General features: G+C 64.8%; 28 protein-coding genes. 9 read left to right on the forward strand and 19 right to left on the reverse strand.

Features of this window, described 5'->3' with window-relative positions:
* The first annotated feature begins 79 nt into the window (after positions 1-79).
* Complete coding sequence (locus tag ACVJNE_RS15870) at positions 80-319, forward strand: PA2433 domain-containing protein (RefSeq protein ID WP_173190647.1); 240 nt, start codon at positions 80-82, stop codon at positions 317-319.
* Positions 320-343: 24 nt separating this feature from the next.
* On the opposite strand, the gene ACVJNE_RS15875 is transcribed toward ACVJNE_RS15870, so the two are convergent.
* Positions 344-1,267, reverse strand: a complete 924-nt coding sequence (locus tag ACVJNE_RS15875) for a PhzF family phenazine biosynthesis protein (protein ID WP_499567091.1) — start codon at positions 1,265-1,267, stop codon at positions 344-346.
* A 128-nt stretch (positions 1,268-1,395) separates the two neighbouring features.
* Here ACVJNE_RS15875 and ACVJNE_RS15880 point away from each other — a divergent pair, with 128 nt between their 5' ends.
* From ACVJNE_RS15880 to ACVJNE_RS15890, 3 genes are read left to right on the forward strand one after another with little or no spacing between them, the layout of a single operon-like run.
* Positions 1,396-2,730, forward strand: coding sequence for an efflux RND transporter periplasmic adaptor subunit (locus ACVJNE_RS15880; RefSeq protein WP_499567093.1), 1,335 nt, complete (start codon positions 1,396-1,398; stop codon positions 2,728-2,730).
* Between the two features lie 2 nt (positions 2,731-2,732).
* Complete coding sequence (locus tag ACVJNE_RS15885) at positions 2,733-3,440, forward strand: ABC transporter ATP-binding protein (protein WP_499567410.1); 708 nt, start codon at positions 2,733-2,735, stop codon at positions 3,438-3,440.
* Entirely contained in the window at positions 3,440-4,648 is a 1,209-nt protein-coding gene (locus tag ACVJNE_RS15890; RefSeq protein ID WP_499567095.1) for an ABC transporter permease, read from the forward strand. Before ACVJNE_RS15885 ends, ACVJNE_RS15890 begins: the two co-directional genes overlap by 1 nt.
* 8 nt (positions 4,649-4,656) lie before the next feature.
* On the opposite strand, the gene ACVJNE_RS15895 is transcribed toward ACVJNE_RS15890, so the two are convergent.
* Entirely contained in the window at positions 4,657-5,379 is a 723-nt protein-coding gene (locus ACVJNE_RS15895) for a hypothetical protein (RefSeq protein WP_499567097.1), read from the reverse strand.
* Positions 5,376-6,488 (reverse strand): endonuclease/exonuclease/phosphatase family protein, encoded by a 1,113-nt coding sequence (locus ACVJNE_RS15900; RefSeq protein ID WP_499567099.1) that lies wholly within the window; start codon positions 6,486-6,488, stop codon positions 5,376-5,378. The genes ACVJNE_RS15895 and ACVJNE_RS15900 overlap by 4 nt, the downstream gene beginning before the upstream one ends.
* A gap of 176 nt (positions 6,489-6,664) precedes the next feature.
* Between ACVJNE_RS15900 and ACVJNE_RS15905 the strand changes: the two genes are divergently transcribed.
* Entirely contained in the window at positions 6,665-7,135 is a 471-nt protein-coding gene (locus ACVJNE_RS15905; RefSeq protein ID WP_499567101.1) for a BA14K family protein, read from the forward strand.
* A gap of 56 nt (positions 7,136-7,191) precedes the next feature.
* Here ACVJNE_RS15905 and ACVJNE_RS15910 read toward each other — a convergent pair whose 3' ends face one another.
* From ACVJNE_RS15910 to ACVJNE_RS15955, 10 genes are all read right to left on the reverse strand, one after another.
* Positions 7,192-7,488, reverse strand: coding sequence for a PilZ domain-containing protein (locus ACVJNE_RS15910; protein WP_499567103.1), 297 nt, complete (start codon positions 7,486-7,488; stop codon positions 7,192-7,194).
* A 93-nt stretch (positions 7,489-7,581) separates the two neighbouring features.
* The gene (locus ACVJNE_RS15915) at positions 7,582-7,794 is read right to left on the reverse strand and encodes a hypothetical protein (protein WP_499567105.1); all 213 of its coding nucleotides are present in this window, start codon (positions 7,792-7,794) and stop codon (positions 7,582-7,584) included.
* Between the two features lie 29 nt (positions 7,795-7,823).
* Positions 7,824-8,885: a chymotrypsin family serine protease gene (locus ACVJNE_RS15920; RefSeq protein ID WP_499567107.1), complete on the reverse strand. Its 1,062-nt coding sequence runs from the start codon at positions 8,883-8,885 to the stop codon at positions 7,824-7,826.
* Between the two features lie 225 nt (positions 8,886-9,110).
* Positions 9,111-10,130: a ketol-acid reductoisomerase gene (ilvC, locus tag ACVJNE_RS15925; protein WP_173190629.1), complete on the reverse strand. Its 1,020-nt coding sequence runs from the start codon at positions 10,128-10,130 to the stop codon at positions 9,111-9,113.
* A gap of 26 nt (positions 10,131-10,156) precedes the next feature.
* Entirely contained in the window at positions 10,157-10,813 is a 657-nt protein-coding gene (locus ACVJNE_RS15930) for a TetR/AcrR family transcriptional regulator C-terminal domain-containing protein (protein WP_499567109.1), read from the reverse strand.
* A 182-nt stretch (positions 10,814-10,995) separates the two neighbouring features.
* Entirely contained in the window at positions 10,996-12,084 is a 1,089-nt protein-coding gene (locus ACVJNE_RS15935) for a DUF2218 domain-containing protein (protein WP_499567111.1), read from the reverse strand.
* The gene (locus ACVJNE_RS15940; RefSeq protein ID WP_499567113.1) at positions 12,081-13,337 is read right to left on the reverse strand and encodes an MFS transporter; all 1,257 of its coding nucleotides are present in this window, start codon (positions 13,335-13,337) and stop codon (positions 12,081-12,083) included. The genes ACVJNE_RS15935 and ACVJNE_RS15940 overlap by 4 nt, the downstream gene beginning before the upstream one ends.
* Before the next feature lie 5 nt (positions 13,338-13,342).
* Complete coding sequence (locus ACVJNE_RS15945) at positions 13,343-15,454, reverse strand: TonB-dependent siderophore receptor (RefSeq protein WP_499567115.1); 2,112 nt, start codon at positions 15,452-15,454, stop codon at positions 13,343-13,345.
* 150 nt (positions 15,455-15,604) lie between these two features.
* A complete protein-coding gene (locus ACVJNE_RS15950; RefSeq protein WP_499567117.1) occupies positions 15,605-16,834 on the reverse strand; it encodes an FAD-dependent oxidoreductase in 1,230 nt (409 codons plus the stop codon).
* Positions 16,835-16,857: 23 nt separating this feature from the next.
* Entirely contained in the window at positions 16,858-17,268 is a 411-nt protein-coding gene (locus ACVJNE_RS15955) for a winged helix-turn-helix transcriptional regulator (RefSeq protein WP_499567119.1), read from the reverse strand.
* A gap of 121 nt (positions 17,269-17,389) precedes the next feature.
* Here ACVJNE_RS15955 and ACVJNE_RS15960 point away from each other — a divergent pair, with 121 nt between their 5' ends.
* Entirely contained in the window at positions 17,390-18,277 is an 888-nt protein-coding gene (locus tag ACVJNE_RS15960; RefSeq protein ID WP_499567121.1) for an NmrA family NAD(P)-binding protein, read from the forward strand.
* Between the two features lie 38 nt (positions 18,278-18,315).
* Here ACVJNE_RS15960 and ACVJNE_RS15965 read toward each other — a convergent pair whose 3' ends face one another.
* Entirely contained in the window at positions 18,316-20,247 is a 1,932-nt protein-coding gene (locus ACVJNE_RS15965; RefSeq protein ID WP_499567123.1) for a potassium transporter Kup, read from the reverse strand.
* Between the two features lie 108 nt (positions 20,248-20,355).
* Complete coding sequence (locus tag ACVJNE_RS15970) at positions 20,356-21,102, reverse strand: pyridoxine 5'-phosphate synthase (RefSeq protein ID WP_499567125.1); 747 nt, start codon at positions 21,100-21,102, stop codon at positions 20,356-20,358.
* Between the two features lie 115 nt (positions 21,103-21,217).
* Between ACVJNE_RS15970 and ACVJNE_RS15975 the strand changes: the two genes are divergently transcribed.
* The gene (locus tag ACVJNE_RS15975) at positions 21,218-21,625 is read left to right on the forward strand and encodes a SpoIIAA family protein (protein ID WP_499567127.1); all 408 of its coding nucleotides are present in this window, start codon (positions 21,218-21,220) and stop codon (positions 21,623-21,625) included.
* Between the two features lie 63 nt (positions 21,626-21,688).
* The gene (locus tag ACVJNE_RS15980) at positions 21,689-22,582 is read left to right on the forward strand and encodes a hypothetical protein (protein WP_499567129.1); all 894 of its coding nucleotides are present in this window, start codon (positions 21,689-21,691) and stop codon (positions 22,580-22,582) included.
* On the opposite strand, the gene ACVJNE_RS15985 is transcribed toward ACVJNE_RS15980, so the two are convergent.
* Positions 22,566-23,693, reverse strand: coding sequence for an ATP-dependent DNA helicase (locus ACVJNE_RS15985; protein ID WP_499567131.1), 1,128 nt, complete (start codon positions 23,691-23,693; stop codon positions 22,566-22,568). The two genes, ACVJNE_RS15980 and ACVJNE_RS15985, sit on opposite strands and share 17 nt — an antisense overlap.
* A 109-nt stretch (positions 23,694-23,802) precedes the next feature.
* Between ACVJNE_RS15985 and ACVJNE_RS15990 the strand changes: the two genes are divergently transcribed.
* Positions 23,803-24,606 carry an endonuclease/exonuclease/phosphatase family protein gene (locus ACVJNE_RS15990; RefSeq protein ID WP_499567133.1) on the forward strand — a complete coding sequence of 268 codons (804 nt, stop codon included), beginning with the start codon at positions 23,803-23,805 and terminating at the stop codon, positions 24,604-24,606.
* Between the two features lie 20 nt (positions 24,607-24,626).
* On the opposite strand, the gene ACVJNE_RS15995 is transcribed toward ACVJNE_RS15990, so the two are convergent.
* Genes ACVJNE_RS15995 through nthA form a run of 3 tightly spaced genes read right to left on the reverse strand, consistent with a single transcriptional unit; the run spans position 24,627 to position 26,243 of the window.
* A complete protein-coding gene (locus ACVJNE_RS15995) occupies positions 24,627-24,968 on the reverse strand; it encodes a nitrile hydratase accessory protein (protein ID WP_499567135.1) in 342 nt (113 codons plus the stop codon).
* Positions 24,955-25,614, reverse strand: coding sequence for a nitrile hydratase subunit beta (nthB, locus tag ACVJNE_RS16000; RefSeq protein WP_499567137.1), 660 nt, complete (start codon positions 25,612-25,614; stop codon positions 24,955-24,957). Before nthB ends, ACVJNE_RS15995 begins: the two co-directional genes overlap by 14 nt.
* Positions 25,611-26,243, reverse strand: a complete 633-nt coding sequence (gene nthA, locus ACVJNE_RS16005; RefSeq protein ID WP_499567139.1) for a nitrile hydratase subunit alpha — start codon at positions 26,241-26,243, stop codon at positions 25,611-25,613. The genes nthB and nthA overlap by 4 nt, the downstream gene beginning before the upstream one ends.
* Positions 26,244-26,250: the final 7 nt, after the last annotated feature.

The raw sequence follows: 26,250 nt of genomic DNA on the forward strand, positions 1-26,250 counted from the left end.
GGCCTGCACGGGTGTAGGCTTTTGCGGTCGGTCGCAGGTCGCTCGATACGAGCCGACCAAGCCGGCGAAGGAGGAAACTATGTTGCGTATAATGCTTGTCGCCGCGGGTCTGGCGCTTACGCCTGTTGCCGCGTTTGCACACTCCTGCCCTGTTCTGATGGGCGAAATCGATGCCGCCCTGCCGGACGCCGAACTCTCGAGTGAGGACGCGGCCAAGGTTGCCGAACTGCGCGCCCGGGGAGAAGAGCTCCATGGGGCGGGCGACCATGACGGATCGATGGCCGCGCTCGAGGAAGCCAAGGCGCTGCTCGGCCTCTGACGGAGACGGATCACGACGGAAGGCTTAAACGGTGAGGACGCCTTCGGCGATCTTCACCGCGTTCCCGCCGATGCGCGCCGTTTTCGCGGCAAGCCCTTTCACCTCGATCTCGAGCCGGATGCGGGACGGACGGCCCATTTCCATCCCCTGCTCGACCCAGAAGGTATGGGTGCCGTCGCGCGGCTGATCGAAGTGCAGCACCGCGCCGGAGAACGCTGCCACGGCTGAACCGGTGGCCGGATCTTCATAGGTCGGCGGGCCAGGCACGAACATGCGCGCGTGAAACGCGCTGTCATGGCCGACGGTCTCGCGGCAGTAGAGATAGGCGCAGGCGGGATTGCCGTCGTCGCGGCGCGGCGCAAGTTCGAGCCAGGCGGGACCATTGAAGCGGATCTGCGCCATTGCCTCGAGGCCGGCCACCGGCACGGCGAGATAAGGCACGCCCGCCGTCCACAGGCTGGGCTGGTGGTTCTCGAAGCCGATTTCGTGCGGTCCCAGACCTATCGCTGCCGCGATCGCCTCATTGTCGGGTTCGAACTCCAATTTCCTCGAAAGCTGCGGAAGATCGAACTCTGCGAAGGCGAGGCCGCCCTCATGCGTGACCGCGCAGCGCACATTGCCGATCTTTTCCTCCAGCACGAGAATCGCTGCGGCATCGTTGGCAGGACCATCGCCGCTGCCGCGTTCGGCAAGCGCGATGGCCGTACCCACGGTCGGATGACCGGCAAACGGGAGCTCGTATTTCGGCGTGAAGATGCGGATCGCGGCCGTATGCGCCCCATTCGAAGCCGGCGAGACGAAGACGGTCTCCGACAGGTTGAACTCGCCTGCGATCTTCTGCATCGCGGCATCGTCGAGCCCGGTGGAGTCGAGCACCACGGCAAGCGGATTGCCGGCTAGCCGGCGGTCGGCAAACACGTCGTAGATGAGGTATGGGCGTTGCGGCATTGGGTGTTTCGAGCCTCCTTCAACCATGGCGCGATGCAAAAGATGGCCAAACTTTAATTTGAAATCACGTGCTATTTCCATGATGTGTCGGTTGAAGGGATATTGATAGACCATAGGCGGAAGAGCGCATGGACCAGATCGTCGAGCGCCCCGAGAAGGCAACGTTCGCCTCCCCGGAACCGATCGAGGAAGCGCTTGCGCTTAAAGGCGCAGGGCGCAGAAGGCGGCGATGGCCGCTGCTCGTCCTGCTGGTGCTTGCCGCCGGCGGTGGGTTTGCGTGGTGGCAGTTCGGTGGCGCGTCCACACAGCAGGTTTCCTACCGGGCCGTTCCGATCGAGCCGGGGTCGCTGACCGTGGAGGTGTCCGCAACGGGCACGTTGCAGCCGCTGACGCAGGTGGAAATCTCCAGCGAGCTTTCGGGTGTCGTGCGTTCGGTCGACGTCGAGGAGAACCAGAGGGTTTCGGCCGGCGACGTGCTGGCGCAACTCGACACGACGCGCATCCTCGCACAGATCGAACGGGCCGAAGCCAATGTCGCTGCCGCCAACGCGCGGGTCGTCGATGCCGAGGTGACGCAGCGCGAGACCGAACAGATGTTGGTGCGCACGCGCCAGCTCTCCGGGCGCGGGATGACAACCGAACAGGCGCTGGAAACTGCCACCGCCTCCAACGACCGGGCGGCGAGCGCGGTGTCGATCGCCCGCGCCAACCTCGCGGTCTCCGAGGCCGAGCTCAAACTGCAACAGGCCGATCTCGCCAAGAGCACGATCTATGCGCCTATCGAGGGCATCGTTCTCAGCCGCGCGGTCAATCCGGGCCAGACCGTCGCCTCCTCCATGCAGGCGCCGGTGCTGTTCGTCATTGCCGAAAACCTGGAGACGATGGAATTGAAAGCGGCCGTCGATGAAGCCGACATCGGCGCAGTCGAGGCCGGCCAGAATGCCCGCTTCACCGTCGACGCGTTTCCGGGCCGCCGGTTCGACGCGACGATTCGCGACATCTCCTATGCCTCGGCCGAGACAGAGGGCGTGGTGACCTATCAGGCGCGGCTCAATGTCGACAAGGGCGAGCTTCTGCTGCGCCCGGGCATGACGGCGACGGTCGACATCGTCACGCGCGAGGCCGATGACGTGCTGCTCGCGCCGGCCGCCGCCTTCCGTTTCAGCCCGCCGCAGACGAAAGAGCGCGCAGGCTGGTCGCTGCAATCGCTGTTCATGCCGCGCATGCGCATGGGCCGCGGTTTCGGGCGGCGGTCCGGCGGCAGCGGCGACAGCGACGGCCGTCCGCTCTACGTGCTGCGCGACGGTGAACCTCAGCAGGTACGCGTGGAGACCGGTGCCACCGACGGCGATTCCGTCGAAATCCTTTCGGGGCTCGAACAGGACGATCGCGTGATCGTCGGTATCTCTCAGGGCCAACCGCGCGCAGCGGCAGAGGGAGGCGCAAGGAGCGGTCGGCCATGAACATGATGGCCGATACCCCTCTCCTCACCTTCCGCGACGTATGGAAGACTTACGGTACCGGCGAAGCGCAGGTGCATGCGCTGGCCGGCGTCGATCTCACCATCCGCCGGGGCGAATTCGTCGCGATCATGGGGCCTTCGGGTTCCGGCAAGTCGACGTCGATGAACATCATCGGATGCCTCGACACGCCAACGCGCGGCGTTCACGGCTTTCTCGGCATCGACGCCGGCGCGCTCGACCGGTCGCGGCGCGCGATGCTGCGCAACCGTTACATCGGCTTCGTCTTCCAGGGCTACAATCTGTTGCCGCGCACCACCGCAGCGGAGAATGTCGAGCTGCCGCTGACCTATCGCGGCGTGCCCGGACGCGAGCGCCGCGAGCTTGCCATGCAGGCGCTGGCGCAGGTGGGGCTGCAGGACCGCGAGAGCCATACGCCGGCGGAACTCTCCGGCGGGCAGCAGCAACGCGTGGCGATCGCGCGGGCCATCGTCACTCAGCCGACCTTGCTGGTTGCCGACGAACCGACCGGCAATCTCGACACGGCCCGCACGCACGAGATCATGGACCTGCTGACCAGCCTGAACGCGGAAAAGGGCCTGACCGTCGTCATGGTGACGCACGAAGCAGACGTCGCGGCCTATGCAGATCGCATCGTTTCCTTCGTCGACGGCAAGATCGCGTCCGACACCGCCCGGATGGAGACGGTCTGATGCTGTTCGAGACAATCCGGCTGGCATTGCGCTCGGTTCGCCGCAACGCGCTGCGCTCGTTCCTGACGCTGCTGGGCATCGTCATCGGCGTGGCGGCGGTCATCGCCATGATCACCATCGGTTCCGGCACCACGGAAAAGGTCAAGCAGGACATCGGCAAGCTGGGCAGCAACCTCCTGATGGTGCGCGCCTCGCGCCCGATGCGCGGCGGGCTCACCAACTTCACCCCGCGCGCGCTCGGCGAAAGCGACCTGGAAGGTCTGGCCGAGGGGCTGGAGGGCGTGAAGGCGGTCGCGGCAGCGTCCCAGCAGACCGTGCGCGTGGTCTATGGCGCCGACAACATGGCCGTGCAGGTCACGGGCGCCGACACCGATTATTTCATCGCGCGCGAATGGGATGTCGCGCTGGGGCGCGCCTTCACGGATTCGGAAGTGCGGGGCGGCGCAAATCTGTGCCTGCTGGGCGAGACCGTTCGCAGCGAGCTTTTCGGCGGGGGCGACCCGACCGGCGTGGCGATCCGGGTCGGGCGGATGAGCTGCCGCGTGATCGGCGTGCTCGCGGCCAAGGGCACATCCGGCTTCGGCCAGGATCAGGACAACATCGTCGTCATGCCGCACAGCACGTTCCAACGGCGCATCGCCGGCAATCGCGACATCGACATGATCTATGTCGCGGCGCAGGACGGCGTCTCGACGAGCGAGGTCATGACGAACATCGAGCAGATCCTGCGCGATACGCGCCGCATAGGACCCGGCCAGGAAGACAATTTCGATGTGCGCGACATGACGCAAATCGCAGACGCGATGACCAGCACGACGACGGTTATGACCGGCATGCTGGGCGCGCTGGCGGGCGTGAGCCTGCTGGTTGGAGGCATCGGCATCATGAACATCATGCTGGTTTCCGTAACAGAGCGCACGCGCGAGATCGGAATCCGGCTTGCCATCGGCGCGCATGAGAAGCACATTCTCGTGCAGTTCCTCGTCGAGGCGACGGTGCTGTCGCTGCTGGGCGGGCTGATCGGCATTGCGCTCGGACTGCTGTTGGCCGTGCTGGCCACGACGACATTGTCCATCCCGTTTGTGCCGAGCCTATCGGTCATCGCGCTGGCCGTTGGCTTCTCGGCCATGATCGGCATGGTGTTCGGGTTCTTCCCCGCCCTGCGCGGCGCGCGGCTGGACCCGATCGACGCTTTGCGCCACGAATGACGCCAGCGTCACCCCGCGCGCGGCGTCGAAAAATGCCAATCGATCAGGCCCGGCATCTGGGCGGCAAGTCGGTCCGGTAGGTCGTTCGGATCGCGGATGATGACGGGACCCTCGATCTCGGGATCGTCTTCCGCTGCGACATGACGGCGGATTTTTTCGGCGAGCTCGTCGGCCGGCCGGTCGAGGAAGTAGCGGCGGAAGAGCACGGTGCCGGTGGTTTTCGACAAAAGGTGGTAGCGATCCTCATGCCGCACGCCGGAAAGGTCGATGCCGGTTTCCTCGCCGACCTCACGGTGCATGTTGAATTCGAGGTCAGCCTGGCCGCCGCGGAAATCAACCGGCTCGAACGACCCGGCAGCGAAATAGACCAGCCCGGCATTGATGGTCGACGGCCCCATGCGTATCGCCACCAGCGCATTGTCGGCGCTGACCAGCATGGCGTGGGTATAGGCATGCCCTGCCCCGCTGATCGGCCTGAGGCTGCGCCAGTAGAGGAAGGTGGCATAGCGGACGATATGGCAGCGTCCGATGAGGTCGCCATCTTCCATCCGCAGGCTCGAAAGCAGGGCCACCTCTCCGTTGAAAAGTGCTGGATTGGCGGCCACCGCGCGCTGCCAGTGCTGCGCGATCGCTTCCTCATTCGCGACGCCGAACGGGTGCGGCGCAGGATCTAGCCGCACGGAGACGTTTCGCACCGGAAGGATGACGTCGGCTGGAAGGTCGAAGCTCATGCGATGTCGAGTTCCACGACAACGGGACAGTGGTCGGAAGCCTTCGGTCTATCCCACCCGGTGCGCGGGAACCGGTCCACCTCCTGTCCCGGAGGGAAAGGCGTGCGGAACGGCTGGCCGGCGCGCACGATGTCGGGCATCGCCGTGGCGTTGCGCCGCGCAAGGCCGCGCGACAGCATGATGTAGTCGAGCTGGCAGAGGTGCCGTTCGGCCGGCCCCCGCGTGTGGTAGAGCGTCCAGCGGTCGAGCTCGGCCCTGCGCTCGACGACGTTCTCACAGAAATCGCCGGCGGTGAGCACGTCTATGCTGGAGCGCGCCTCGCGCACCGGGTCGAAGGCGAAGCCGTTGTGCGCGTCACCTGTGATGATGACCCGTTCGCGATAGTCGTTGAAGTCGCCGCAGATGGCCCAACGTTTGTCGGCGGCATGATCGACGCCGAAACGGTCTTCGATGATCCGGCGCACGGCGGCGGCCTCGGCGAAGCGGACCGGCATCGTCGCATCGCGTCCATTCAACCCGTTGCGCGGGCTGCCCATGGATTTGAAATGGACCGTATAGATCGTCATCGGCTTGCCGCCGATACGCAGGTCGAGCTCCAGGCAGTCGCGCCGGAAGATGCGCTCATGCGGCTCTTCGCCCAATTCCGCCAGCCCCGGCGTGAACAGGTCCAGATCGGCATAGGTCAGATGCGCGTGGCTGCGCATGGAGACGAATTCGATCGGCTGGCCGTGGACTGTCTGGTCGCGAACCATGACGGCCACGTCGATGCCGCGCCCATCATTGCCTTGGGTCGTGTATTTCTCGCGGTAGCCGTGGCCGATCATCTTGAAGAGGTAGCCGTATTCGAAGGCGCGCAACGCCTCGATATTGTCGACCTCCTGCAGGCAGAATACGTCGGCGCGGGCCGCGGCGATCGCCAATGCGGAGAGCTGGCGCGCATCATCCGTGTGCGAAATCGCGCGGGCGCGCTCGAGCTGGCGGTATTCGGCTTCGTCCTTGATCTCGTAAAGCGATAGCACCCTGTCCTGGTGCAACTCGTTGCGGAAACCGGAGAAATCGAACCTGTTCATCAGGTTCTCGACATTGAAGGTGGCAAGGCGAAGCGACATGACCGGCAATTGACCCAACCGCGCGCGCGAATGCAAGCACCGGCCGGCAACGAAAACCCGCAAAAGGCGTTAATTTGCGTTCATCGCTCGTTCATTTGCGGAAGGCGAATATGCGGCCAGCGTAGATGTAGGGACGCGTCGGGGGTTGGAAACGATATCAAGTCCAGGAGAATGACATGAAACGCAAACTTTCGGCTGTTGCAGCCTTCGCCGTGCTGGCGTTGGGATTCGGCCTTGCAAGCCCGGCAAACGCGACGGTGGCCGCCTTCGCGAATGGCGCCATTTCCACTGCAGCGCCAGCGACGGTGGTCCCAGCCCAGTTCTACGACGATAACGGGAACTGGGTAAATCCGCGCGGTGGCCGAGAATGGCGTGATCGTCGCGATTGGCGTGACCGTCGCGACTGGCGTGGCCGCCGTGACTGGCGCGACGACGACCGCTGGCGCTACCGCCGTCACTATCGCCCGCGCCCGACCATCGAGTTCCATGTCGCGCCGGCGCCACGTTACCGGCCACGCCCCGGCTATCGCCTGTCGGCGGCCCATTATCGCTGGTGTGAGGCGCGCTGGCGGTCGTACAGGGCGTATGACAACAGCTACCAGCCCTATAACGGCCCGCGCCGCGAGTGCGTGTCGCCCTACTACTAAGGCCTTCTGCCAACGGAAATACCCGGAGCGACCATTCGCTTCGGGCATTTTTTTACTCAGGCTGGCACGAACTCAACACCCACGTCGGTGAGTGAGCGCCAGCGGACCGCGGCAGACCTGCTGTGGCTGTCGCCCGACATGGTGAGATCAAACCGTGCCGGGACGGCCGACGCATCGCCGAATGTGAGCCTGGCGCCGACCTCCGAAATGTTGCGCACCACGCACTCGAAAGCGCCATAACCGCCGTTGAAAGTGAGTGTGGCGCCCTTCAAGGCACGACGACGCGTTTCCCTGCGCCGTTCCTCGAAGACCTCGCCATCGAGGCCGATCGACTTGGTGTGGATGGGTTCCATAGCGAAACTCCCCTGCTTCGATACCGGCTTTCCAGCGAAAGACGTGCCAGATGCGCTGTGCCGAAACAGAACAGCCGTAAGCTCGCTTGCTGATCAGTAAGCTCTGATTGCGCCGACGACGTCGACGACGACGTCCAACCCGTCGAATGTCTTGGGCAGGTTTTCGGCCTCATTCGGGCGGGAGACGCAGACATTGATGGCCAGATCGTCCTTAGCACCGTTGAGCCCGATGCCGACGCTCAGCACTTCGCCTTTGCCGGCGAAGCGGCGTTCAAATGCCTTCTGTATCTCGATGGCTTGTTCCATCGAGTGTTTCGTGGCCACCATTCGATGCCTCAGACCAAGGTCACTCCCAGTTGAACGGTCACGGATGATATAGGGTTTGCCCCCGTAATTCCAACATTGCCTGCGCCGCCGGAGGCCGAGCCCGCAAAGAGCAGCGCGACCGGTCTGCCCTCGTCGTCGACGATCAGCGACCCGCTGTCGCCTGGCCTGCCAAAAGGCTGCGGGGGCGCTGCAGTCTCGATGACGATCTGGTTGTCGAAGCGCGCGACGCCCACGCCCACGTCGACCAGGAAATTGTTGACGTTGACGGCACGCACCAGACCCCGCGTGTGGCGCGTGGTGCGGCCGGTCTTGAGCACGGTCATGCCGGGCATCGCATCGACGGGCGATGCCGGCTGAAGCGTGATGGCGGGTTGCGGCTCGTCGGCGCTGTCGAAGAGCGTCGCCCTGTCTTCGGCGCGGTCGTGATCGATGAGGGTAGCAAAAGCAGCATCGACCGGATTCGGGAAACCGCCGAACTGGATCGGAACAAAGCGCGTCAACTCGGCAATGTCGTCCGGCCCCGGCCGACCGCCATCGCGCGCGCCGGGCTGCATGATCCGGGTGGAAACAGGCGTGCTGTTGACGTCGGCGAGCACGTGGTTGTTCGACAGGATGCCGACGCTACCGCTCTCGTTGTCGCGACAGAAGCAGCCGAACGTGCCGGCATATCTGACGATCGTCGGCGAGATGCTGCAGCCGAGCCTGAGCGGATCGTTGCGCACCATGGTCCACAGCGGCTTCTGACGGCCGATATAGAGCACTTCGGCCTCGCCCCGGGCCGCCTCGACGGCCTGCTCGACCACGGAACAGTTCACCTTGCGCCGGTCCTGCACGAGGATCGCCAGCCTGGCGTCGTCCCTGCCCTCGTCAGCCGTTATGCCGAGTGCGATGTCCTCGACGGCGCGATGCCTGGGTTTCTTCGGGCGGGCTGCCTTCGTTTCCAGAAGTGCCGGATCCAGAAAAAGGCCCGGCGAGGGATATTCCAGGCCGGCGACCACCGGCGCTTCGACGAACTCGAAAATCTGCGAGAAAATGCGGGCCTGGAGCTCAAGCGCGGAATCGACCTTCATTGCGTCCTCCAACGCGCCCCGCCCGCGAATCGCAGCCTAGCAAAAAATCGAGCCGCGGTGTGCGCCGCGGCTCGATGAGGTTTCGCAATGCTTTACCGCCCGCCTCCGACACAATATCGAAGGCCAGCGGACCAGACGCAGTGGGCTAAAGCGCGCCGCGCTTTAGCGTTTGTTTTTGCGCATGTCTTTGTCCCGAAACCGGTTCCCACTTTCGGGAGACATGCTTTAGTTACGGGCCTTGTCGACCAGCTTGTTCTTGGCGATCCATGGCATCATGCCGCGCAGCTTCTCGCCGACTTCCTCGATCTGATGGCTGTCGTTCATGCGGCGGATGCCCTTGAAGCGCGCCATGCCGGAGCGGTACTCCTGCATCCATTCCGAGGTGAACTTGCCGGTCTGGATGTCGTTGAGCACGCGCTTCATCTCGGCCTTGGTCTCAGCGGTGATGATGCGCGGACCCGACACGTATTCGCCCCACTCGGCGGTGTTCGAGATCGAGTAGTTCATGTTTGCGATGCCGCCCTCGTAGATGAGGTCGACGATCAGCTTCACTTCGTGCAGGCACTCGAAATAGGCCATCTCGGGCGCGTAGCCGGCTTCCACCAGCGTCTCGAAGCCGGCGCGGATGAGCTCGACCAGGCCGCCGCACAGCACGACCTGCTCACCGAAGAGATCCGTTTCGCACTCTTCCTTGAAATTGGTCTCGATGATGCCCGAACGGCCGCCGCCGACGCCGCAGGCGTAGGAGAGGCCGAGGTCGAGTGCGTTGCCCGAGGGATCCTGATGGACGGCGACGAGGCACGGCACGCCGCCACCCTTCTGATATTCGCCGCGCACGGTGTGGCCCGGGCCCTTCGGCGCGATCATCAGCACGTCGACGGTCGCCTTCGGCTCGATCAGGCCGAAATGGACGTTGAGGCCGTGAGCGAAGGCGATCGCCGCGCCGTCGCGGATGTTGGGCGCGATCTCGTTCTTGTAAATGTCGGCCTGCAGTTCGTCGGGCGTGGCCATCATCATCAGGTCGGCCCAGCCGGCGACTTCCGCAACCGTCATGACCTTGAGCCCGTCGGCTTCCACCTTGGCGGCGGTGGGCGAACCGGCCTTGAGGCCGACGGCGATGTCCTTGACGCCCGACTCCTTGAGGTTGAGTGCGTGGGCACGCCCCTGCGAGCCGTAGCCGATGATGGCGACCTTCTTGCCCTTGATGAGATTCAGATCGGCGTCGCGATCGTAATAAACCCGCATTGTCGTTTCCTTCCCTTGCGTTGATCTCAGCCGGCGCTCGCCGCCGGTGTCGGTTTTGCCCCATAGAGAGCGAAGAACTGCCGCGTGGCGCGCGCGGCATCCCGCGCGATCCCCGCCTCAGTCATTTCCAGCCGGTCGCCCAGCAGCAGCCGGATCTGAATGTCGCGGCCGACGAGGCCGAAAAAGGTGCGAAACGCCTCCTCGGCGTCTTCGAAATCGATCAGACCCGCCGTTCGGGCAGCTTCGAGCAGCGGCTTCAGCCGCTCGCCGATGGCGAAACGCCCGTTGGCGAGCACGATGCCGCCAAGATTGCTCTTGGCGGAACCGGCATGAGCCACGGCGACCTGATTGAGCGCGATCGAGGTGGGCGACGAGATCACGCCGAGCCAGTTCACGGCAAACCGCTCGAGGCTCTCGCGCAACGCAGCCGCATCCAGCTTCTGCCGGTCATAATTGCCAGCACGGACCTGGGATGCCTGCCATTTGACGGTGGCGGTAAGCAGGCCGTCGCGGTCGCCGAACCATTTGTAGAGCGTTTCCTTGGAGCAACTCGCACGCCGTGCAACAGCCGTCATGGTCAGCGCGTCGCGCCCTTCCACCAGCAGCGCCAGCACGGCATCGAGCACCTCGCCCTGGCGGGGCGTCAGCGTCTCCTCGTGCTCGATAGCGCTCGTTTCCCGCACCTGATCCGCCTCGTTGCGATGCTGTCGGCAGCGGGCTTCAATCCCAGTACCGTACGTTACGGTTCGGGTCTATCGCCCGAAATCCGGCGGATTGCAAGAGGCCCGAGGCGGGGTTAGGGAAAATTCCTGTCCATGGCGGCACGACCCTGCCCTGCCGGGCTGGACAGCGCATCGCGAACCGGTCAGTCGGCGTCCGCGACCTCGCCGCTCTTACCGCGACGCCAGTAGGCGGCAATGAGATTGCTGCCGCGCGGCAGATCGCATTCCTTGCGCAGGTAGGTGCGTATCTCGCGCGCGGCGGCGTGCTCGCAGCCTGCCCAGATGAAGATCGAGCGGCCGTCTTCGGGCCGTACCAGACCCTTGACCGCATCGGCCAGCAGCCTCGTCGTTCCGGCGGGCCTGCCCTCCCGCGAAAGCCAGCGGAGGTCGAGATCGGCCTTCGTGGTCAGGTGCTGGCGTTCCGCGTCGTCGGCGATCTCGATCAGGGCGACCACCTTGCGGCCGGCCGGCATCTCCTCGAGCGTGCGGCCGATGGCGGGCAAAGCGGTCTCGTCGCCGGCCAGAACGCACCAGTCCGCATCGCGCAGCTCGCCACCGCCCGGTCCGGTCATGCCGACGACATCGCCCGCAGCGGCTTCGGCGGCAAATGTCGCGCCCGGCATCTCGTCGCCCTCGTGCAGAACGAAATCGACATCGATCTCACCTGCCTCGACGTCGATGCGGCGAATGGTATAGACGCGGTTGATCGGTCTCGGACCCTCCGGCCACGCCTGCCGCCCGTCGGCTCCCATGACCGGCCACACGGGTGAGACACCCTTCTTCGGAGCGAGCAGCAGCCGCATATGCAGGCCGCCATAGCTGAAGCGCCGCAAATCGTCGCCGGCAAGCGTCAGCCGGCGCATGCGCGGCGTGACCTGGGCTGCGCGGACAACCCTCATCTCGCGGAAATAGGGCAAGGGCGCGCCTGCGCGGATGCCACCCTGCCAGACAACATCCGGCACGGGGCCATCCGCGAACTCGCCGACATGATCGGTGACGCCCCATTGCAGGAAGGCGAGCGAGGTCTCGTCCGAGGCCTGAACGCGGAACTGCATGGCCTGCGCGATTGCGGTGGCTTCGACGGTGCCGATACCGAAATCCGCGCTCCATCGCTCGTCGGAACCAGATACCGTGCCATGTTCGATGAAATGATCGCGCAGCCGTGCCATCACGTCGAGCGGCGATGCGATGGCAATTGTGGTTTCGGCACGAAGATTGTGTTGCGGGGTCACTGGCTTTCTCCGGCCGGTTCAAGCGTTGCGGGAATGTCTGGTGTCGTGGGGCGCGTGACGAACGCGATGGCGGGTATCGTCGCGAGCGCGATCAGGCCGGCCCCGGCAAAAAAGACGCCGTAGCCGAGATGCTCGGCCACGAAACCGGCGGCAACCCCGCCGGCCATGCTGACGAGAGCATCCATCGACTGGAACAGCGTGAAGTCGACGCCGCCCTGACGCGGGTCGGACCAGTGCATGAACTGCGCATAGAGAGCGACGAAGCCAAGCGCCATGGTGCCCGAGGAACTGGCGACGGCGACGGCGAGCAGCACCGGGAGCGGCAGGTCGATGAACAAGTCACGCGATGCGAAGGTGGCGAGCGCAAGCGCCTGCAGGACCAGCGCGATGACCAGCACGGAACGCGCGCCAAGCATGCGCACCAGCGCCCCGCCAAGAAGTGCGGCACCAAGCCCGACAACCATGCTGCCGGCCCCGTTGAGCAACCCTAGGGTCGCGAGGTCGAGCCCGGCATCGACAAGGAACGGGCCAAGCATCATCAGCGCCGTCTTCTGTGCCACCACATAGAGCGCGGCGGCAAGCAGGCCGCGGCGTATCTCCGGCCGGCGCAGGGCTGCGGCAAGCGACGGCACGTGCGCACGCTCCTCGCTCGCCCCGGCGGCCTGCGAGCGCAGCAGAAACGGCAATCCAAGGACCGCCAGAAGTGCTGCCATCGCCCACATCGCATCGGTCCAGCCGAGGCCGGCCACAAGCAGCAGGAACAGCCCGCCACCGATGGCGGACCCCAGATACGCGCCGCCGACCTGCGCCGCGTTTGCCCAGCCGTGCTGCGAGCGCGGGAGGCTTTCGACCGCGTAGCCGTCGCACGCGATGTCGACGGTGGCCGCGGCGAGGGCAACGATCGTGAGGCAGGCGAGAACGGGCGCCAGCGGGCTCGGCCCGAGCAGGCCAACCACGATCAGGCCCGCGATCGAGATGATGCCACCCACGGCGACGATGACGCCGGAGCGGTTGCGGCCCACCGGCGGCAAGCGATAGCGCTCCACTATCGGCGCCCACAGGAACTTCAAGGCCCACGGCAGCGCGATCAGCGACAGAAGCCCGACATTATCGAGCGACAGGCCCTGATCGCGCAGTACGGCAGGCAGCCCGGTCCACGTCACCCCGCCGATGACGCTTTGCGCGACGTAGAGGCCGCCCACCGCGAACACGACCGCTGCGGGGTTGGCAGACACTGGCGTGCCGTCGGCCATCGGTGTCAGAACCGGTAGCGCAGGCTGCCGAAGACCGAGCGGCCTTCATCCCAGTAGCAGTTGCCGGCGGTGCAGATCTTCTTGCGCTCGTCGAACAGGTTCTTGGCATTGACCTGCAGCAGCAGGCCTTCGAGCTCAGGGTTGCGGACGCCGAAATCGTAGGAGACCGACGCATCGACGAATACGCGGTCATCGTTCTTGAACGAGTTCTGATCGTCGCCAAAGCTCTCGCCGACATATCGCACGCCGGCGCCGAGTCCGAGACCAGCCATCGCACCGTCGCGGAACCGATACTGGCCCCACAGCGAGAAGATGTGGTTGGGCGTCGACGACAGTTCGTTGCCTTCGGTGCCGGCCGCACCCCTTTCGATCTTCATGCGCATGTAGGTGTATGAGCCGACCAGGCTGATGCCATTGTCCAGCGTCGTGGCGGCCTCCAGTTCGAATCCGCGCGAATTCAGGTCGAGCTGGCGCTGGCGCTGGTTGCCGGCATCGTCGAAGGTGCCGTCATAGACGACGCCGTCCATCTGATCGATGTTGAAGACCGAGGCGTTGATGATGGCGTTGTAGTCGGGGATTTCGTATTTGACGCCGATCTCGACCTGCTCGCCCTTGGTCGGTCGCGCGACCCGGCGCTCATTCGTGGCGCTGTCATAGACGAAGCCGATATTGGGCGAGAACGAGGTGGAGTAATTGGCGTAGGGGATGATGCCCCAATCCGTGCGGTAGGAAACGCCGACGCGGCCGGAAAACGCACTGTCCGTCTGCTCGGTCTCGTTGAACAGGTAGTCGACGCTCTGCGTGTCGACCCAGTCGTAGCGGCCGCTGGCGAACAGTGTGAAGTTGTTCCACTGCATCTGGTCATGCACATAAGCACCGATCTGGTGCATTCGCTGGCTGCCGGAGAACGACATCGGCATATTCTCGATGTCCTCGACCGAGACGTATGACGTGGCGTTCTGCGCGTCGTAATCCGTCCAGCTATAGTCCAGCCCGGCAACGGCGACATGGCTGACCGGGCCGGTGTCGAACTCGAACTGGGCCTGATTGTCCACGACAAAATTCTTCGCGTTCTCCTTGTAGTGCCCCCAGTAGCGGGCGAGATCGTCGGGGTCGGACGGATCGACCAGGTAGTGGCCGCTATATTGCAGATCGGCATCCACGGCGTTGAAGCGCAGGTTCTGGCGCACCGTCAGCGTGTCGTTGAAACGATGCTCGAGCTCGTAGCCGATGCGCCCCTGCAAGCCGGTGAAATCGTTCCAGGCCGGATCGCCTTCGTAGAGGTTCGACACCTCGCCGTAGGCTGGGTTGTAGAAGAACGCGGTTCCGCCGGTCACCGCCTGCGAGATTTCGCCCAGAACGGTCAGCTTGGTGCCCTCGTCGGGCTTCCAGGTGACCGCGGGCGCAAGATAGAGCTTGTCGTCGGCGTAGCCCGGAAGATCGGTGTTGGACTTACGCGCAAGCCCGGTCAGGCGGTAGAGCAGCGTGCCGTCCTCATTGGCAGGACCGGACAGGTCGAATGCGGCCTGATAGCGGTCGTTGCCTCCCAGCAGCAACTCGATCTCGCGGAAAGGCTCGTCCTTGGGTCGCTTGGTGACCAGATTGACCAGCCCGCCGGGGCCGCTGATGCCGTAGAGCGACGACGCCGGCCCTTTGAGCACGGTCAGGCCTTCGATGCCGTAGGGCTCAGTCTTGAACCAGGCCGATGGGCCATTGTACTGCCGCAGTCCGTCGCGGAAGATGCCGTTGTAGTAGGACGGGAAGCCGCGCAGCGTAAAGGCGTCGTAGCGGCTGTCGAAACCAAACCCGTTGGGATTGGCGCTTGCCGTGTAGGACAGCGTCTCGTTGAGCGTACGCGGCTTCTGGTCCTCGATCTGGTCCTGCGTGATGACGGAAATGGCCTGCGGAATATCCGCAATCGGCGTATCGACCTTGGTCCCGATCCTGTCCTGCTTGGCGACATAACCCTCCTGCACGAGGATGTCGTTGCTCTCGGACTGAATCTCGATGACGTCGAGAACAGTCGGGGCTTCCTGTGCGAGGCCGACCGTCGGCGCTGCGAGAGCGCTTGCGGCAAGCAGAGCGGCGTTGAAGGTACGGAACGAACGAGCAGACACGACGGCCCCCTTGCGGCGTTGGAGGATTCCTTTCGGGTGCCAAAGAGGCTCCCTGTGCGCGACTGCTATAAAAGATGACTCTATGAGTCAACTTAGCGAATGGCGGGTTATGTCGATTGCAGCGTGGATGACCGATGACCCAGCGGCAGGTCAGGGGCGGTTCCAATCCTTTTCCACCAGACCGATCGGGCCGAAGGGATCAACGATGGTGCCGGCGACCATCGAGGCGAGGATCTGCGGGGCCGGCGGGACCTTTGCAACCGTTGCCACCAGCCGGTCGCGCAGCAGCGGCAGCATGACCGAATCCGACTGATAAAAGGGCGTGAAGGCCGCCGAGAGCGCCTGGAAAACCCGCACATGCAGCCTGCGGGATCGGGCATAGGCTTCGAGCGCCGTTTCGAGATCGGGCGACCGCTCCAGCGCCCTTGCGAGTCCGGCCGCGTCGAGCAGTGCCATGTTGGCGCCCTGCCCGAGCTGCGGGCTGGTCGAATGCGCTGCATCACCGATCACGGCAAGCCGGCGGCCTGCCGGCATCTTCAACGTATGGTGGCCGTAGCGCGCCAGCGTCAACTGCGAGAAGTCGGCGATCTGGTCTAGATAGGCCGAGGTTTCCGGCCAAAGCCCGGCGACGCGCTCCTTCCACGTATCGAGCCCGGCGGCGATTACCGCATCCGCGTCGTCCGGCTTGAGGCTCCAGAAGAAGGCCGCTTGTCCTTTGCCGCCCGGCTCGGCGCTGCCGATCGGCAGCACACCGATCATGACGCTGGCGCGGCGGTAGCGCTGCGTCAGCGCGTTGGCGTCGAAGCCCTCGCCGACCCAGTCGAGCGTCGCCCAGAATGCGCCGTAGGTGAGCGGACGCCTGGTTGCATGCCGAACCGAGAAGGCGGCGAGCGGGGAGCGAGCGCCGCTGGCATCGACCACAAGGTCGAAGCGACCGATGTCACGACCGCTCGCGCCCTTGAGCGTCGCATGAGCGGAGCCCGCATTCAGCGCCACGATCTCGCTGCCGGTCTCGATGGCGATGCCTTGCGTCTCGACGGCGCGATGCAGGACGCCGAACAGGGCCGCGCGATGGACGGCGAGGCCGAACCGGCCCTTGCGCTGGGCGTCATAGCGTACATCCAGCACGGTGCGGCCGCTTTTTGCATCGCTGCCGAGGAGGCGATCTATGCGGCTGCCGCGCGTCATAATTTCGGGCAGCAGGCCGAGTCGATCGAGCACGGTGAGGCCCGTCGGCTGCAGGATCAGGCCAGAGCCGAGCGGCTTCGGTGTGTCGAAGCGCTCGAAGACGGTGACGCGGTGGCCGGCGCGATGAAGGAACAGCGCCGCAGCAAGCCCGGCCGGCCCCGCACCGGCAATTGCAATATCGAGTGATTTCAAATGCTGCCCTGCCCCGCCGGCCTTCAGTCTTCCGCCGCGTCGAACTCCACCCGTGCCGCACGTACCTGCTGGTGATTGTTCTCGGCCCAATGGAACAGGTGCTCGATCGCGCCGTACATCGAGCGACCGAGATCCGTCAGGCTGTACTCGACGCTGGGCGGCTTGGTTGGAAAGACTTCGCGGCTGACATAGCCGTCGCGCTGGAGATCGCGCAAGGTCTGGGTGAGCATGCGCTGCGAAATGTCAGGCACGAGCCGTCGAAGCTCGCCGAAGCGGTACGGACGCTCCGCAAGAGCCATCAGCAGCAAGGCGCTCCACTTGCCGGAAATGTTCTGCACGACTGTGCGGATCGGGCAGTTGTCGAGCCCGCCATTGCCAACATTGGCGCGGTAGATCTCGATCTTGCGGCGCGCCGAAACAACCGTCGTGTCCATGGGTGGTTCCTTCCAGGTTACCAGCAGAGCCGAAACTGCCTCCTTTACGGGACGCGGTCAATCTACAATGTAGTGCTGGTCTCAAAATGAGAGCGACAACGCAACCAGCAGAGTTACCGCCATGTCCAACACGATCCTTGTCACCGGCGCATCGGGCCATCTCGGCCGGGCCGTCATCAGACACCTCCTCGAAAGCCAGGGTGTCGAGCCCTCGCGCATCATCGCGGGTACGCGCGACCCGCAGAAACTGGCCGGCCTCGCCGCGAAAGGCGTGACCGCTCGCCATATCGATTTCGGCGATGCCACAAGCCTGGAAAGCGGCTTTGCCGGCGGCGGCACGGTTCTCGTCATCTCCACCGACGCGCTGGATGGCGCCGGGACGCGGCTACGCCAGCATAAGGTGGCAATTGCCGCAGCCGCAAAGGCCGGCGTCGGGCGCATCGCCTATACGTCGCTTCCCAAGGCAGAGAGTTCGCATGTCAGCTTTGCTCCGGATCATCATCAGTCCGAAGAAGCGGTGAAAGCCACCGGCCTTCCCCACCTGATCTTCCGCAACAGCTGGTATCAGGAAAACCTGCAGATGAGCCTGCCGCAAGCCGCGGCCAGCGGCCAGTGGTTCACCTCCGCAGGGAATGGGCGCACGGCTTTCGTCGCCCGCGACGACATCGCCGCGGCCATCGCAGCAGCACTCGCCAACCCGCCCGAAGGCAGCGTCACCTACACGCTGACAGGCGACGAGGCCTTCACCAACGCAGAAATCGCTGCGCTGGCATCGGATGTCATCGACAAGCCGATCACGGTCGTCGACGTGAGCGACGGGCAACTGGCGGAGGGGATGAAGGCCGCCGGCGTGCCGGAGCCGGTCATACCGACGCTCGTCTCCTTCGACGTGGCTACACGGGAAGGTGATCTTGAGGCAATCACCACGGATGTCGAACGCCTGTCGGGCAGGAAGCCGCGAGCGCTGCGGGACTTCCTTGCTGCGAACAAGGCCGCACTGGCCGGCTGAAATGACGAGGCGGCGCGGAATTCGCGCCGCCCCGTCCCTTAGAGCGTAACCTGTGTACCTATCTCGACCACGCGGCCGGTGGGGATCTGGAAATATGCGCTGGCATCGCTGGCGTTTCGAGCCAGCACGATGAACAGCTTGTCCCGCCAGCGCGCCACGAAAGAGCGGCGCGCGATCTTGAGCGACCGACGCGACACGAAAAACGAAGTCGACATGATGTCGAACTTCCAGCCCAGCTTGCGGCAGACCGCGAGCGCCTTCGGCACGTTCGGCTGCTCCATGTAGCCGAACCGCAGCACGACTCTCATGAACAGGTCGTTGATCGGGGTGATCTGCGCGCGTGCTTCTTCGGCAACATAGGGTTCCTCAGTCATTTCCACGGTCAGGATGGCGTTCTTCTCATGCAGCACGTGATAGTGCTTGAGGCTGTGCATCAGGGCCGTCGGCGCGCTTTCCGGGTCGCTCGTCAGGAACACCGCCGTGCCGGCGACAAGATGCGGCGGCTTGGCGGCCAGGTTATCGGTGAGCAGCGCAAGGGGGATTTCCGTCTTGCGGGTCTTGCGGAAAAGCAGCCTGCTGCCCTTGCGCCAGGTCATCATCATAACCGCAAGCGCCGCCGCCACCGCGACCGACACCCAGCCGCCATCAGCGAATTTCTGTGCGTTGGCCCACAGGAAGGTTAGGTCGAGCAGCAGGAAGGGGGTGACCACCAGCGCTGCCAGCAGGGCAGGCCGGTGCCACGTGCGCCAGAAGACGAAGAACAGCAGCAACGCCGTCACCACCATCTCGCCGGCAACCGATATGCCGTAGGCAGAGGCCAGCGCTTCCGACGAGCCGAACTCTGCGACGAGAATGAACACGCCGACGAGAAGCAGGAGATTGACCTGCGGCATGTAAATCTGGCCGGACTGGGTCTCTGACGTATGCTGAACCTCAAGACGTGGCAGAAGTTGAAGCTGGACCGCCTGCCGGGCCAGCGAAAAGGCACCGGTTATCACGGCCTGGCTGGCAATGACTGTCGCCATAGTCGCGAGGACGACCATCGGCAGCGTCGCCCATGACGGAACCATCTGGAACAGAGGCTGCCCCACCAAGCCGCCATGCGAGATCACATATGCGCCCTGCCCGAAATAGTTGATCAGCAAGGCGGGAAAGACGAGGGCGAACCACGCCAGCATGATCGGCCTGCGGCCGAAATGGCCGAGATCGGCATAAATCGCCTCAGCGCCCGTGACGGCGAGGAACGCAGCGCCCATAACGGCCAGGGAAACACCACTGTGGTCGATCAGGAACAGAACGGCATAGCTCGGGTCGAGCGCGGCCAGTACCGACGGATGCTCCGTAAGCTCAACCGCACCCGACACGGCGAGCGTGGCAAACCATGTCGCGGTTACGGGACCGAACACGCTCGCAACCCCTGCCGTGCCGAAACGCTGGACGGCGAAGAGCGCCAGCAGGATCGCCAACGTGATGGCAACCACGTAATCAGAGAAGGCAGGGGTGACGACTTCTAGCCCCTCGACAGCCGAGAGCACGGAGATAGCGGGCGTAATGATCGCATCGCCGAAGAAGAGCGCGGCGCCAACCATGCCGAGAAAAAGAACTGCCGGCGCATAGCGGCCGGCATCGCGCCTGGCCAACGCCATCAGGGAAAGCGTGCCGCCTTCGTTGTCGTTGTCGGCGCGAAGCACGAAAAGCACGTATTTCACCGAGACGATGAGCGTCAGTGACCAGACGATGATCGAAAGGATGCCGAGCATTTCGGCTTCCGTGGGTGGACGGTCTCCGGCTACGGCGCGGGTCGCCTCGCGCAGCGCGTAGATGGGACTGGTGCCGATGTCGCCATAGACGACGCCGATCGCGCCCAGTGCAAGGGCGGCGGTCGTTTGTGAGGTTTTGTGAGGGGTTTTTCGGCCGCCTTTGGCGGCCCACTGGTCTGCGTCGGCAGAACCTTCTGCATTATCGTGCATGTCTTGCCCTCCTTCAAAGGACGGGCGCGGTTTTTACTCCTGTTGCGGTGCAACAACAAATGCTGCTTTGCGGGGACTCCCCTGGCCCGCCATGCGCGAGACGCAGGGCTACCAGCCGCTCGCAGTCAGGAAACGGCGCACGGTTCCAGCCATGCCATGCTCCAGCGCGTCGGCCGTCAGGCCATGGCCGATCGACACTTCGGCCAGATGTGGAATGCGCCGGACCAACGGCGGCAGGTTGGCCACGGTCAGGTCGTGGCCGGCATTGACATCGAGGCCGGCAGCTCTGGCGAGCTCGGCCGTTTTGCCGAGTCTTTCCAGTTCCATGGCGGCTTTTTCTGCATCGTCATGGCAACCGCCATAGGGGCCGGTGTAGAGTTCGATACGATCCGCACCGGTCGCCTTTGCCGCTGCGATCTGCTCCTCGGACGCGTCGGGATCGCAAAAGAGCGAAATGCGCGCGCCGGTCTTCTTCAGACGAGTGACGATCGCCTTGAGCATGTCGCGATTGGCGACGAAGTCCCAGCCATGGTCCGAGGTCGGCTGCTCCGGATCGTCCGGCACGAGCGTCACCTGCTCGGGCTCGGCGGCCTCCACCAGTGCCAGAAAATCGCCTGTCGGATAACCTTCGATGTTGAACTCGGCCGCAGGAAACTCGTCGTCGATCAGCGCCCGCAGCTCCGGCAGGTCTGAATTGCGCGTGTGGCGCTGATCGGGCCTCGGATGTACGGTCAGCCCGTGCGCGCCGGCGGCGAGCGCGATGCGACCCAGCCCGGTCACGCTCGGCCACGGCAGGTCGCGCCGGTTTCTCAACAGGGCGATGGCATTCAGGTTGACGGAAAGCTTTGCAGGCATTGCTTGGCGGTCTTCTGGTTAAACGGTCGCGTCATCCTATATCCATTTGATGAGGAACAGACATCGGGTTTCGTGTGTTCCAGACCAAACTGCACGCGGAACGAAAGGAGCAAACATGCGGCCATTGGAACGGGTTCCGGCTGTCCGGCGTCTGGAAACGGACAAATCGAGCGTTTTCGCCATCGAGATCACCGGCGAATTCACATCCGCCGACGCTGAAAATCTATGCGGCCTGCTGGAAGGCGCCTTTGCGATTCACCCGACACTCGACCTGCTGGTGCGCCTCGTGGAGCTTCAGGAAGTGGACACTGCCGATCTTTCGCCGGAGACGAGCAGTTTCATGAAGGAACACGTCGCCCAGCATGTCGGGCGCTGTGCGATCATCGACGACGGCGGCTGGGCGGACCGCGTGACGCGGCTCTTCGACCCCGGCGACGGCATCGAGACGCGTCATTTCGCAACCGATGACGAGCCTGAGGCATGGCGGTGGCTCGGCGCGAACGAGATCGAAGAAAACATCTAGCGGCGCACTACCGCCGACGAACCGTCACATTGTTTACACCGCGGGCGTGCAGGTGAGCGCACCATGACCCATCTGCGCATTCTCGATTCGATCACCGACCGTGGCGACCCTCGCCGCCCCAACGAAGACGCAAGCGGAGGTGCGGCAAACTGCGCCTTCGTCATCGACGGGGCGACCGGCCTTGGCGAGAACATCATCGACGAGGCCGAATCGGATGCGGCGTGGCTGGCGAAGTTCGCAGCCGTAACCTTCGAGGAAGACGCGCTGGCCTGCTGCGCGGTGGCCAAGAGCGTCCGCAAGATCAATGAGCGCGTGTCGCGTATCATCGGCGACCTTGCTGGCTCCATGCCGGTCGATCTCTGGAACCTGCCCTGCGCCGGTTTCCAGATGATCCGGGTCGAGAAAGACGGCATCGTGAGCCATGGCCTCGGTGATTGCCGGCTGTTCCTGCAGGACGCGGCCGGCGCAACGCACGCCCTGAGCGCTATCGAAGGCGGCGCGGCGGCGGAGAACGAGGAGGCAAAGCGCGCCGTGGCCCATGCCGGCGGCCTGACCAAGTTCAGGTCGCTGTCGACCGAGCCCGAAATCCGCGCCGAACTGCGCCGTCGCCGGGCGCTCTATAACACCGATGGCGGGCCGGTCTGGACGCTGGGCGCCAACCCGGAAGCCGCTTCCCACATCGTCTCGCAGCCCCTGCCCGCTACGCTGCCGGCTCGCGGCCTGCTCTGTACCGACGGCTTCGCTGCGCTGGTGGACCTTTACGGGCGCTATGACGCCGCATCGCTGATCGAGCGCGCACGCACGGATGGGCTGGTGCCGCTGCTGGCCGAACTGCGCACGATCGAGCAGCGCGAAGACCCGGACGGGCAGGCCTATCCGCGCTTCAAGGTTTCGGACGACGCCACGGCCGTGCTGTTCGAAATCGTGGAGGATCGCGCGGTCAGCGGACGACGGTAAGCCGCTCGGCCGCGCGCGTGATCGCCGTATAGAGCCAGCGCTGGCGCGTGTCCTTGAAGGCGTAGCTTTCATCGAAGAGCACGACCTCGTCCCACTGCGAGCCCTGCGCCTTGTGCACGGTCAGCGCGTAGCCGTAGTCGAAATCGTCGAAACGCCTCTTCTGCTGCCAGGGAATGTCGGCGTCCGGGTCTTCGAAGGCCGCCTTGAGCAGCTTGATCTTGGACACGCCGCGATCGGGATCGTCCTCCTCGGGCGAGACGAGCAGGTTGATGCCGGGCTTAACGGTCTCGCGCGACGAGGTCATCACCTTCCACAGGGAGCCGTTCAGCAGGCCCTTGGCGGGATCGTTGCGCAGGCAGACGAGCTTGTCGCCGGCCTGCGGGTAGGATGCGTCGAAACCTTTCAGCTCGCGCAGGCGCTGGTTGTAGCGGCGACGGGTGCGGTTGGTGCCGACAAGAACCTGGTCCGCCGCCAGAACGAGGTCCTGGTTCACCTCGTCACGGCCGATCACCTTTGCCGTGCCGTAGTCGCCCTTCATGAATTCGCGGCCTTCGCGCACGTCCAGCGCCAGCCGGATGATCGGGTTGTCGCGCGCCTGCCGGTGGATTTCCGTCAGCAGGTGGTCCGGCTCGTGCTCGGTGAAGAAGCCGCCACCGGAAATCGGCGGCAACTGCGCGGGGTCGCCCAGAACGAGGATCGGCGTGCCGAAGCTCATCAGGTCGCGGCCGAGCTGTTCGTCGACCATCGAGCACTCGTCTACGACGACAAGGGCGGCCTTGGCGATGGGGCTCTGGCGGTTGAGCGAGAAGGTGGGATTGATGGAGGTCTTGCCGGTGGTTTCGTCCTCGACCGCCTCCTCGCCGCGCGGGCGGTAGATCAGCGAATGAATTGTTCGGGCGTTGGTCGCGCCCTTGGCGCGCAGCACCTGCGCGGCCTTGCCGGTGAAGGCCGCGAACTGCACCTGCCCGTCGACATGCTCGGCGAAATAGCGCGCCAGCGTCGTCTTGCCGGTGCCGGCATAGCCGAACAGGCGAAAGAGCGGCTTCTGCCCCTCCTTCAGCCAGCGTGCCACGGCGCGGAGTGCCTCGTCCTGTTGCGGTGAGAACTGCATCGCGCGTTAGTGCGGGATTCGCAGGACGGGGGCAATACCGGGCAGGCTCTTGATGCATCAAGTGCTGACAGTATGGTCGGCGCATCCATTGACGAGTCGAGGCCTTCCATTGCGCCTGATCTGCCTGAACGGATGGGGCGGAAAGCTCCACGAAACGCTGCTCGCCTTCCTTGCGGAAGCCGATCCGGACGTGCTGTGCCTGCAGGAAGTGGTGCACACGCCATCCACCAACCGCGGCTGGCTCACCTATCGCGACGGCGGGACGGACCTGCCGCAGCGCGCGAACTTCTTTGCCGAGGTGAGTAGCGCCCTGCGCGGCCATGCGGCGACCTTCTGCCCTGCTGCTCGCGGCGACCTTTGGAACGGTGAGCAGCGCTATCCGTCCTTCTGGGGGCTTGCGACATTCGTACGTGCGACCGTACCGATTATCGGTCAGCAGCAGGGTTTCGTGCATGGCGCATTCTCGCCGCACGGTTATGGCGAGCATCCGCGCTCGCGCAGCGCCCATGCGGTGCGGCTTTACGATCCGGAAGCCGATCATCCGGTGACGATCGCCCATATGCACGGGTTGCGCGACCCCACTGGCAAGCACGACACGCCCGCGCGTGCTGCGCAGGCCGCGGGGCTGCTCGAACTGACACGATCCGTCGCTGAGGACGGAGACCCAATTATCGTCTGCGGTGACTTTAACGTGCTTCCGGACAGCCAAACCTTCGCGGTGCTGCGCAGGTTTGGCCTTGCTGATCTCGTGACGGCGCGCGGCTTCACCGATACGCGGACGTCGTACTACACCAAAGCCGGCCGCTATGCAGATTACATGCTCGTCAACGATGCGGTGAAGGTGCTGTCGTTCGATGTCCTCGCCGAACCGGAGGTCTCGGATCACCGGCCGCTGCTGCTGGAGTTTGTCTGACAGCCCAGCACGTGAGCAGGTCAGGGGCCACCCGAAGGATCGTTGGCGAGCAGGATGGGGCTGCCGTGGGGCGTGGCGTGGGCTGCGCGCTGCCAGGCATCGGCCAGTTCCTCTACCTGCGCCGGCAGCGCGATGCCCTTGCGACCCAGCAGCGCTTCGAGTGCTGCCAGCCAGTGCTCGTAGTAGTCGTGGCCATCCGGGGCAGCATCGGCGCGGTGGACTTCGGCGCCGAGCGCTTCGGCCCATTCACCCCATGTAAAGACGCCGCGCTCATGCAGCGCAACGACAAGCGCGAAGGCCTGCGCCTGCCATGGCGCGTCGAAAGGCTTCGGGTCGGCCGGCGACGCGTCAGGCCGGTTCAAGATAGCTCTCCCAGGCGTCGACCGAAACGGTCAGAGTCGGATCGGCTGCGTCGCCCCAAAGCTCCGGCCCGGTGAAGACAACCGTGTAGAGCCGTTCCGGGTTCTCGCCTTGACCATGCGCATTGGTGTCGGGCAGCACGAAGCCGCCATGCATCGCCTCAATCACGCCCGTCCTGCCGCGCGCATAGCGCGGCAGACGTGTATGGCCGGTCGGGTGCATGTTGCGGGCGCGCACGCGTTGGCCGACGGAAAAGCGCGGCTCGGCGGCGACCGGCCGGTCGCACGGGCCGCCCCGCGCCAGAACCGCAGACACGTCGGCTGCCTTCAGCACCCTGCGCGGCGGGGTGCCTGCTTCGAGTGCAGCACCCGCAGCCAACTCGGCATCGGTGACGAAGCCGTGACGCTTCAACAGCGTCTCCAGCGCCCTCGTCCATATCTCGTAGTAGCTGGAGCCGTAATAGACCGCCGGATGCAGGGATTCGCGCGCGTGGCGGCTCTCGTCGATGTTCCAGTGGCCCATCGCGCCAGCGCAAAGCGTGACGCCCAGCGCGCGCTTTTCCCAATCGGCGTGGAAGAACGGCTCGTCTGTCTCGGGCGCGACCAGCCCGAAACCCATCTGGCCGCCGAGATCGTGGGGACCGTTCATGCCGCCTCCACAGCGGTCGCGAGACCGGTTCCGATCATTGAATCGCGCGTCACGAGGCCGGCAAGCTGCTCCTCGCTCCAGCCCTCCGAGCCAGCCGGGCGCAGCGGGACGACCAGATAACGGAGTTCGGCCGTGGAATCCCACACACGGACCTGCGCCCGAGGGGCGAGCGCCAGCCCGAACTCGGCCAGCACCCCGCGCGGATCGATGACCGCGCGGCTGCGATAGGGCGGCGACTTGTACCAGACCGGCGGCAGGCCAAGCACCGACCACGGATAGCAGGAACAGAGTGTGCAGACGACGAGGTTGTGGGTGTCGGGCGTGTTGAACACGGCCTGCATGTGCTCGCCCTGCCGGCCGGTGAAGCCCAGTTCGGCGATGGCCGCCGTCGCATCGCGTTTCAGCCAGTCGGCATAGGCCGGATCGGCCCAAGCCTTCGCCACCACCGCCGCGCCGTTTCGGGGGCCGACCTTCGTCTCGTAGGTCTCGACGATGGCGTCGATCGCGGCCGGATCGACGAGGCCCTTGCGGGTCAGGATCGTCTCAAGCGCCCTCACCCGGGCATCCATCGGGTCGAGATGATTGTCGTGGTGATGGTGATCGTGGTGGTCGTGTCCCTGGCCGCTCATTGCATTC

The sequence above is a fragment of the Mesorhizobium sp. DxT genome (assembly GCF_058448885.1).

Bases quoted from the DNA above. Each gene is read 5' to 3' on its own strand.
- ACVJNE_RS15885 (WP_499567410.1), top strand. From the start codon at position 2,733: ATGATGGCCGATACCCCTCTCCTCACCTTCCGCGACGTATGGAAGACT.
- ACVJNE_RS15980 (WP_499567129.1), top strand. From the start codon at position 21,689: ATGACCCATCTGCGCATTCTCGATTCGATCACCGACCGTGGCGACCCT.
- ACVJNE_RS15900 (WP_499567099.1), bottom strand. From the start codon at position 6,488: ATGTCGCTTCGCCTTGCCACCTTCAATGTCGAGAACCTGATGAACAGG.
- ACVJNE_RS15940 (WP_499567113.1), bottom strand. From the start codon at position 13,337: ATGGCCGACGGCACGCCAGTGTCTGCCAACCCCGCAGCGGTCGTGTTC.
- ilvC (WP_173190629.1), bottom strand. From the start codon at position 10,130: ATGCGGGTTTATTACGATCGCGACGCCGATCTGAATCTCATCAAGGGC.
- ACVJNE_RS15915 (WP_499567105.1), bottom strand. From the start codon at position 7,794: ATGGAACAAGCCATCGAGATACAGAAGGCATTTGAACGCCGCTTCGCC.
- ACVJNE_RS15955 (WP_499567119.1), bottom strand. From the start codon at position 17,268: ATGGACACGACGGTTGTTTCGGCGCGCCGCAAGATCGAGATCTACCGC.
- ACVJNE_RS15905 (WP_499567101.1), top strand. From the start codon at position 6,665: ATGAAACGCAAACTTTCGGCTGTTGCAGCCTTCGCCGTGCTGGCGTTG.
- ACVJNE_RS15870 (WP_173190647.1), top strand. From the start codon at position 80: ATGTTGCGTATAATGCTTGTCGCCGCGGGTCTGGCGCTTACGCCTGTT.
- ACVJNE_RS15880 (WP_499567093.1), top strand. From the start codon at position 1,396: ATGGACCAGATCGTCGAGCGCCCCGAGAAGGCAACGTTCGCCTCCCCG.
- ACVJNE_RS15890 (WP_499567095.1), top strand. From the start codon at position 3,440: ATGCTGTTCGAGACAATCCGGCTGGCATTGCGCTCGGTTCGCCGCAAC.
- nthA (WP_499567139.1), bottom strand. From the start codon at position 26,243: ATGAGCGGCCAGGGACACGACCACCACGATCACCATCACCACGACAAT.
- ACVJNE_RS15970 (WP_499567125.1), bottom strand. From the start codon at position 21,102: ATGCCTGCAAAGCTTTCCGTCAACCTGAATGCCATCGCCCTGTTGAGA.
- ACVJNE_RS15975 (WP_499567127.1), top strand. From the start codon at position 21,218: ATGCGGCCATTGGAACGGGTTCCGGCTGTCCGGCGTCTGGAAACGGAC.
- ACVJNE_RS15965 (WP_499567123.1), bottom strand. From the start codon at position 20,247: ATGCACGATAATGCAGAAGGTTCTGCCGACGCAGACCAGTGGGCCGCC.
- ACVJNE_RS15895 (WP_499567097.1), bottom strand. From the start codon at position 5,379: ATGAGCTTCGACCTTCCAGCCGACGTCATCCTTCCGGTGCGAAACGTC.
- ACVJNE_RS15920 (WP_499567107.1), bottom strand. From the start codon at position 8,885: ATGAAGGTCGATTCCGCGCTTGAGCTCCAGGCCCGCATTTTCTCGCAG.
- ACVJNE_RS15875 (WP_499567091.1), bottom strand. From the start codon at position 1,267: ATGCCGCAACGCCCATACCTCATCTACGACGTGTTTGCCGACCGCCGG.
- nthB (WP_499567137.1), bottom strand. From the start codon at position 25,614: ATGAACGGTCCCCACGATCTCGGCGGCCAGATGGGTTTCGGGCTGGTC.
- ACVJNE_RS15985 (WP_499567131.1), bottom strand. From the start codon at position 23,693: ATGCAGTTCTCACCGCAACAGGACGAGGCACTCCGCGCCGTGGCACGC.
- ACVJNE_RS15960 (WP_499567121.1), top strand. From the start codon at position 17,390: ATGTCCAACACGATCCTTGTCACCGGCGCATCGGGCCATCTCGGCCGG.
- ACVJNE_RS15910 (WP_499567103.1), bottom strand. From the start codon at position 7,488: ATGGAACCCATCCACACCAAGTCGATCGGCCTCGATGGCGAGGTCTTC.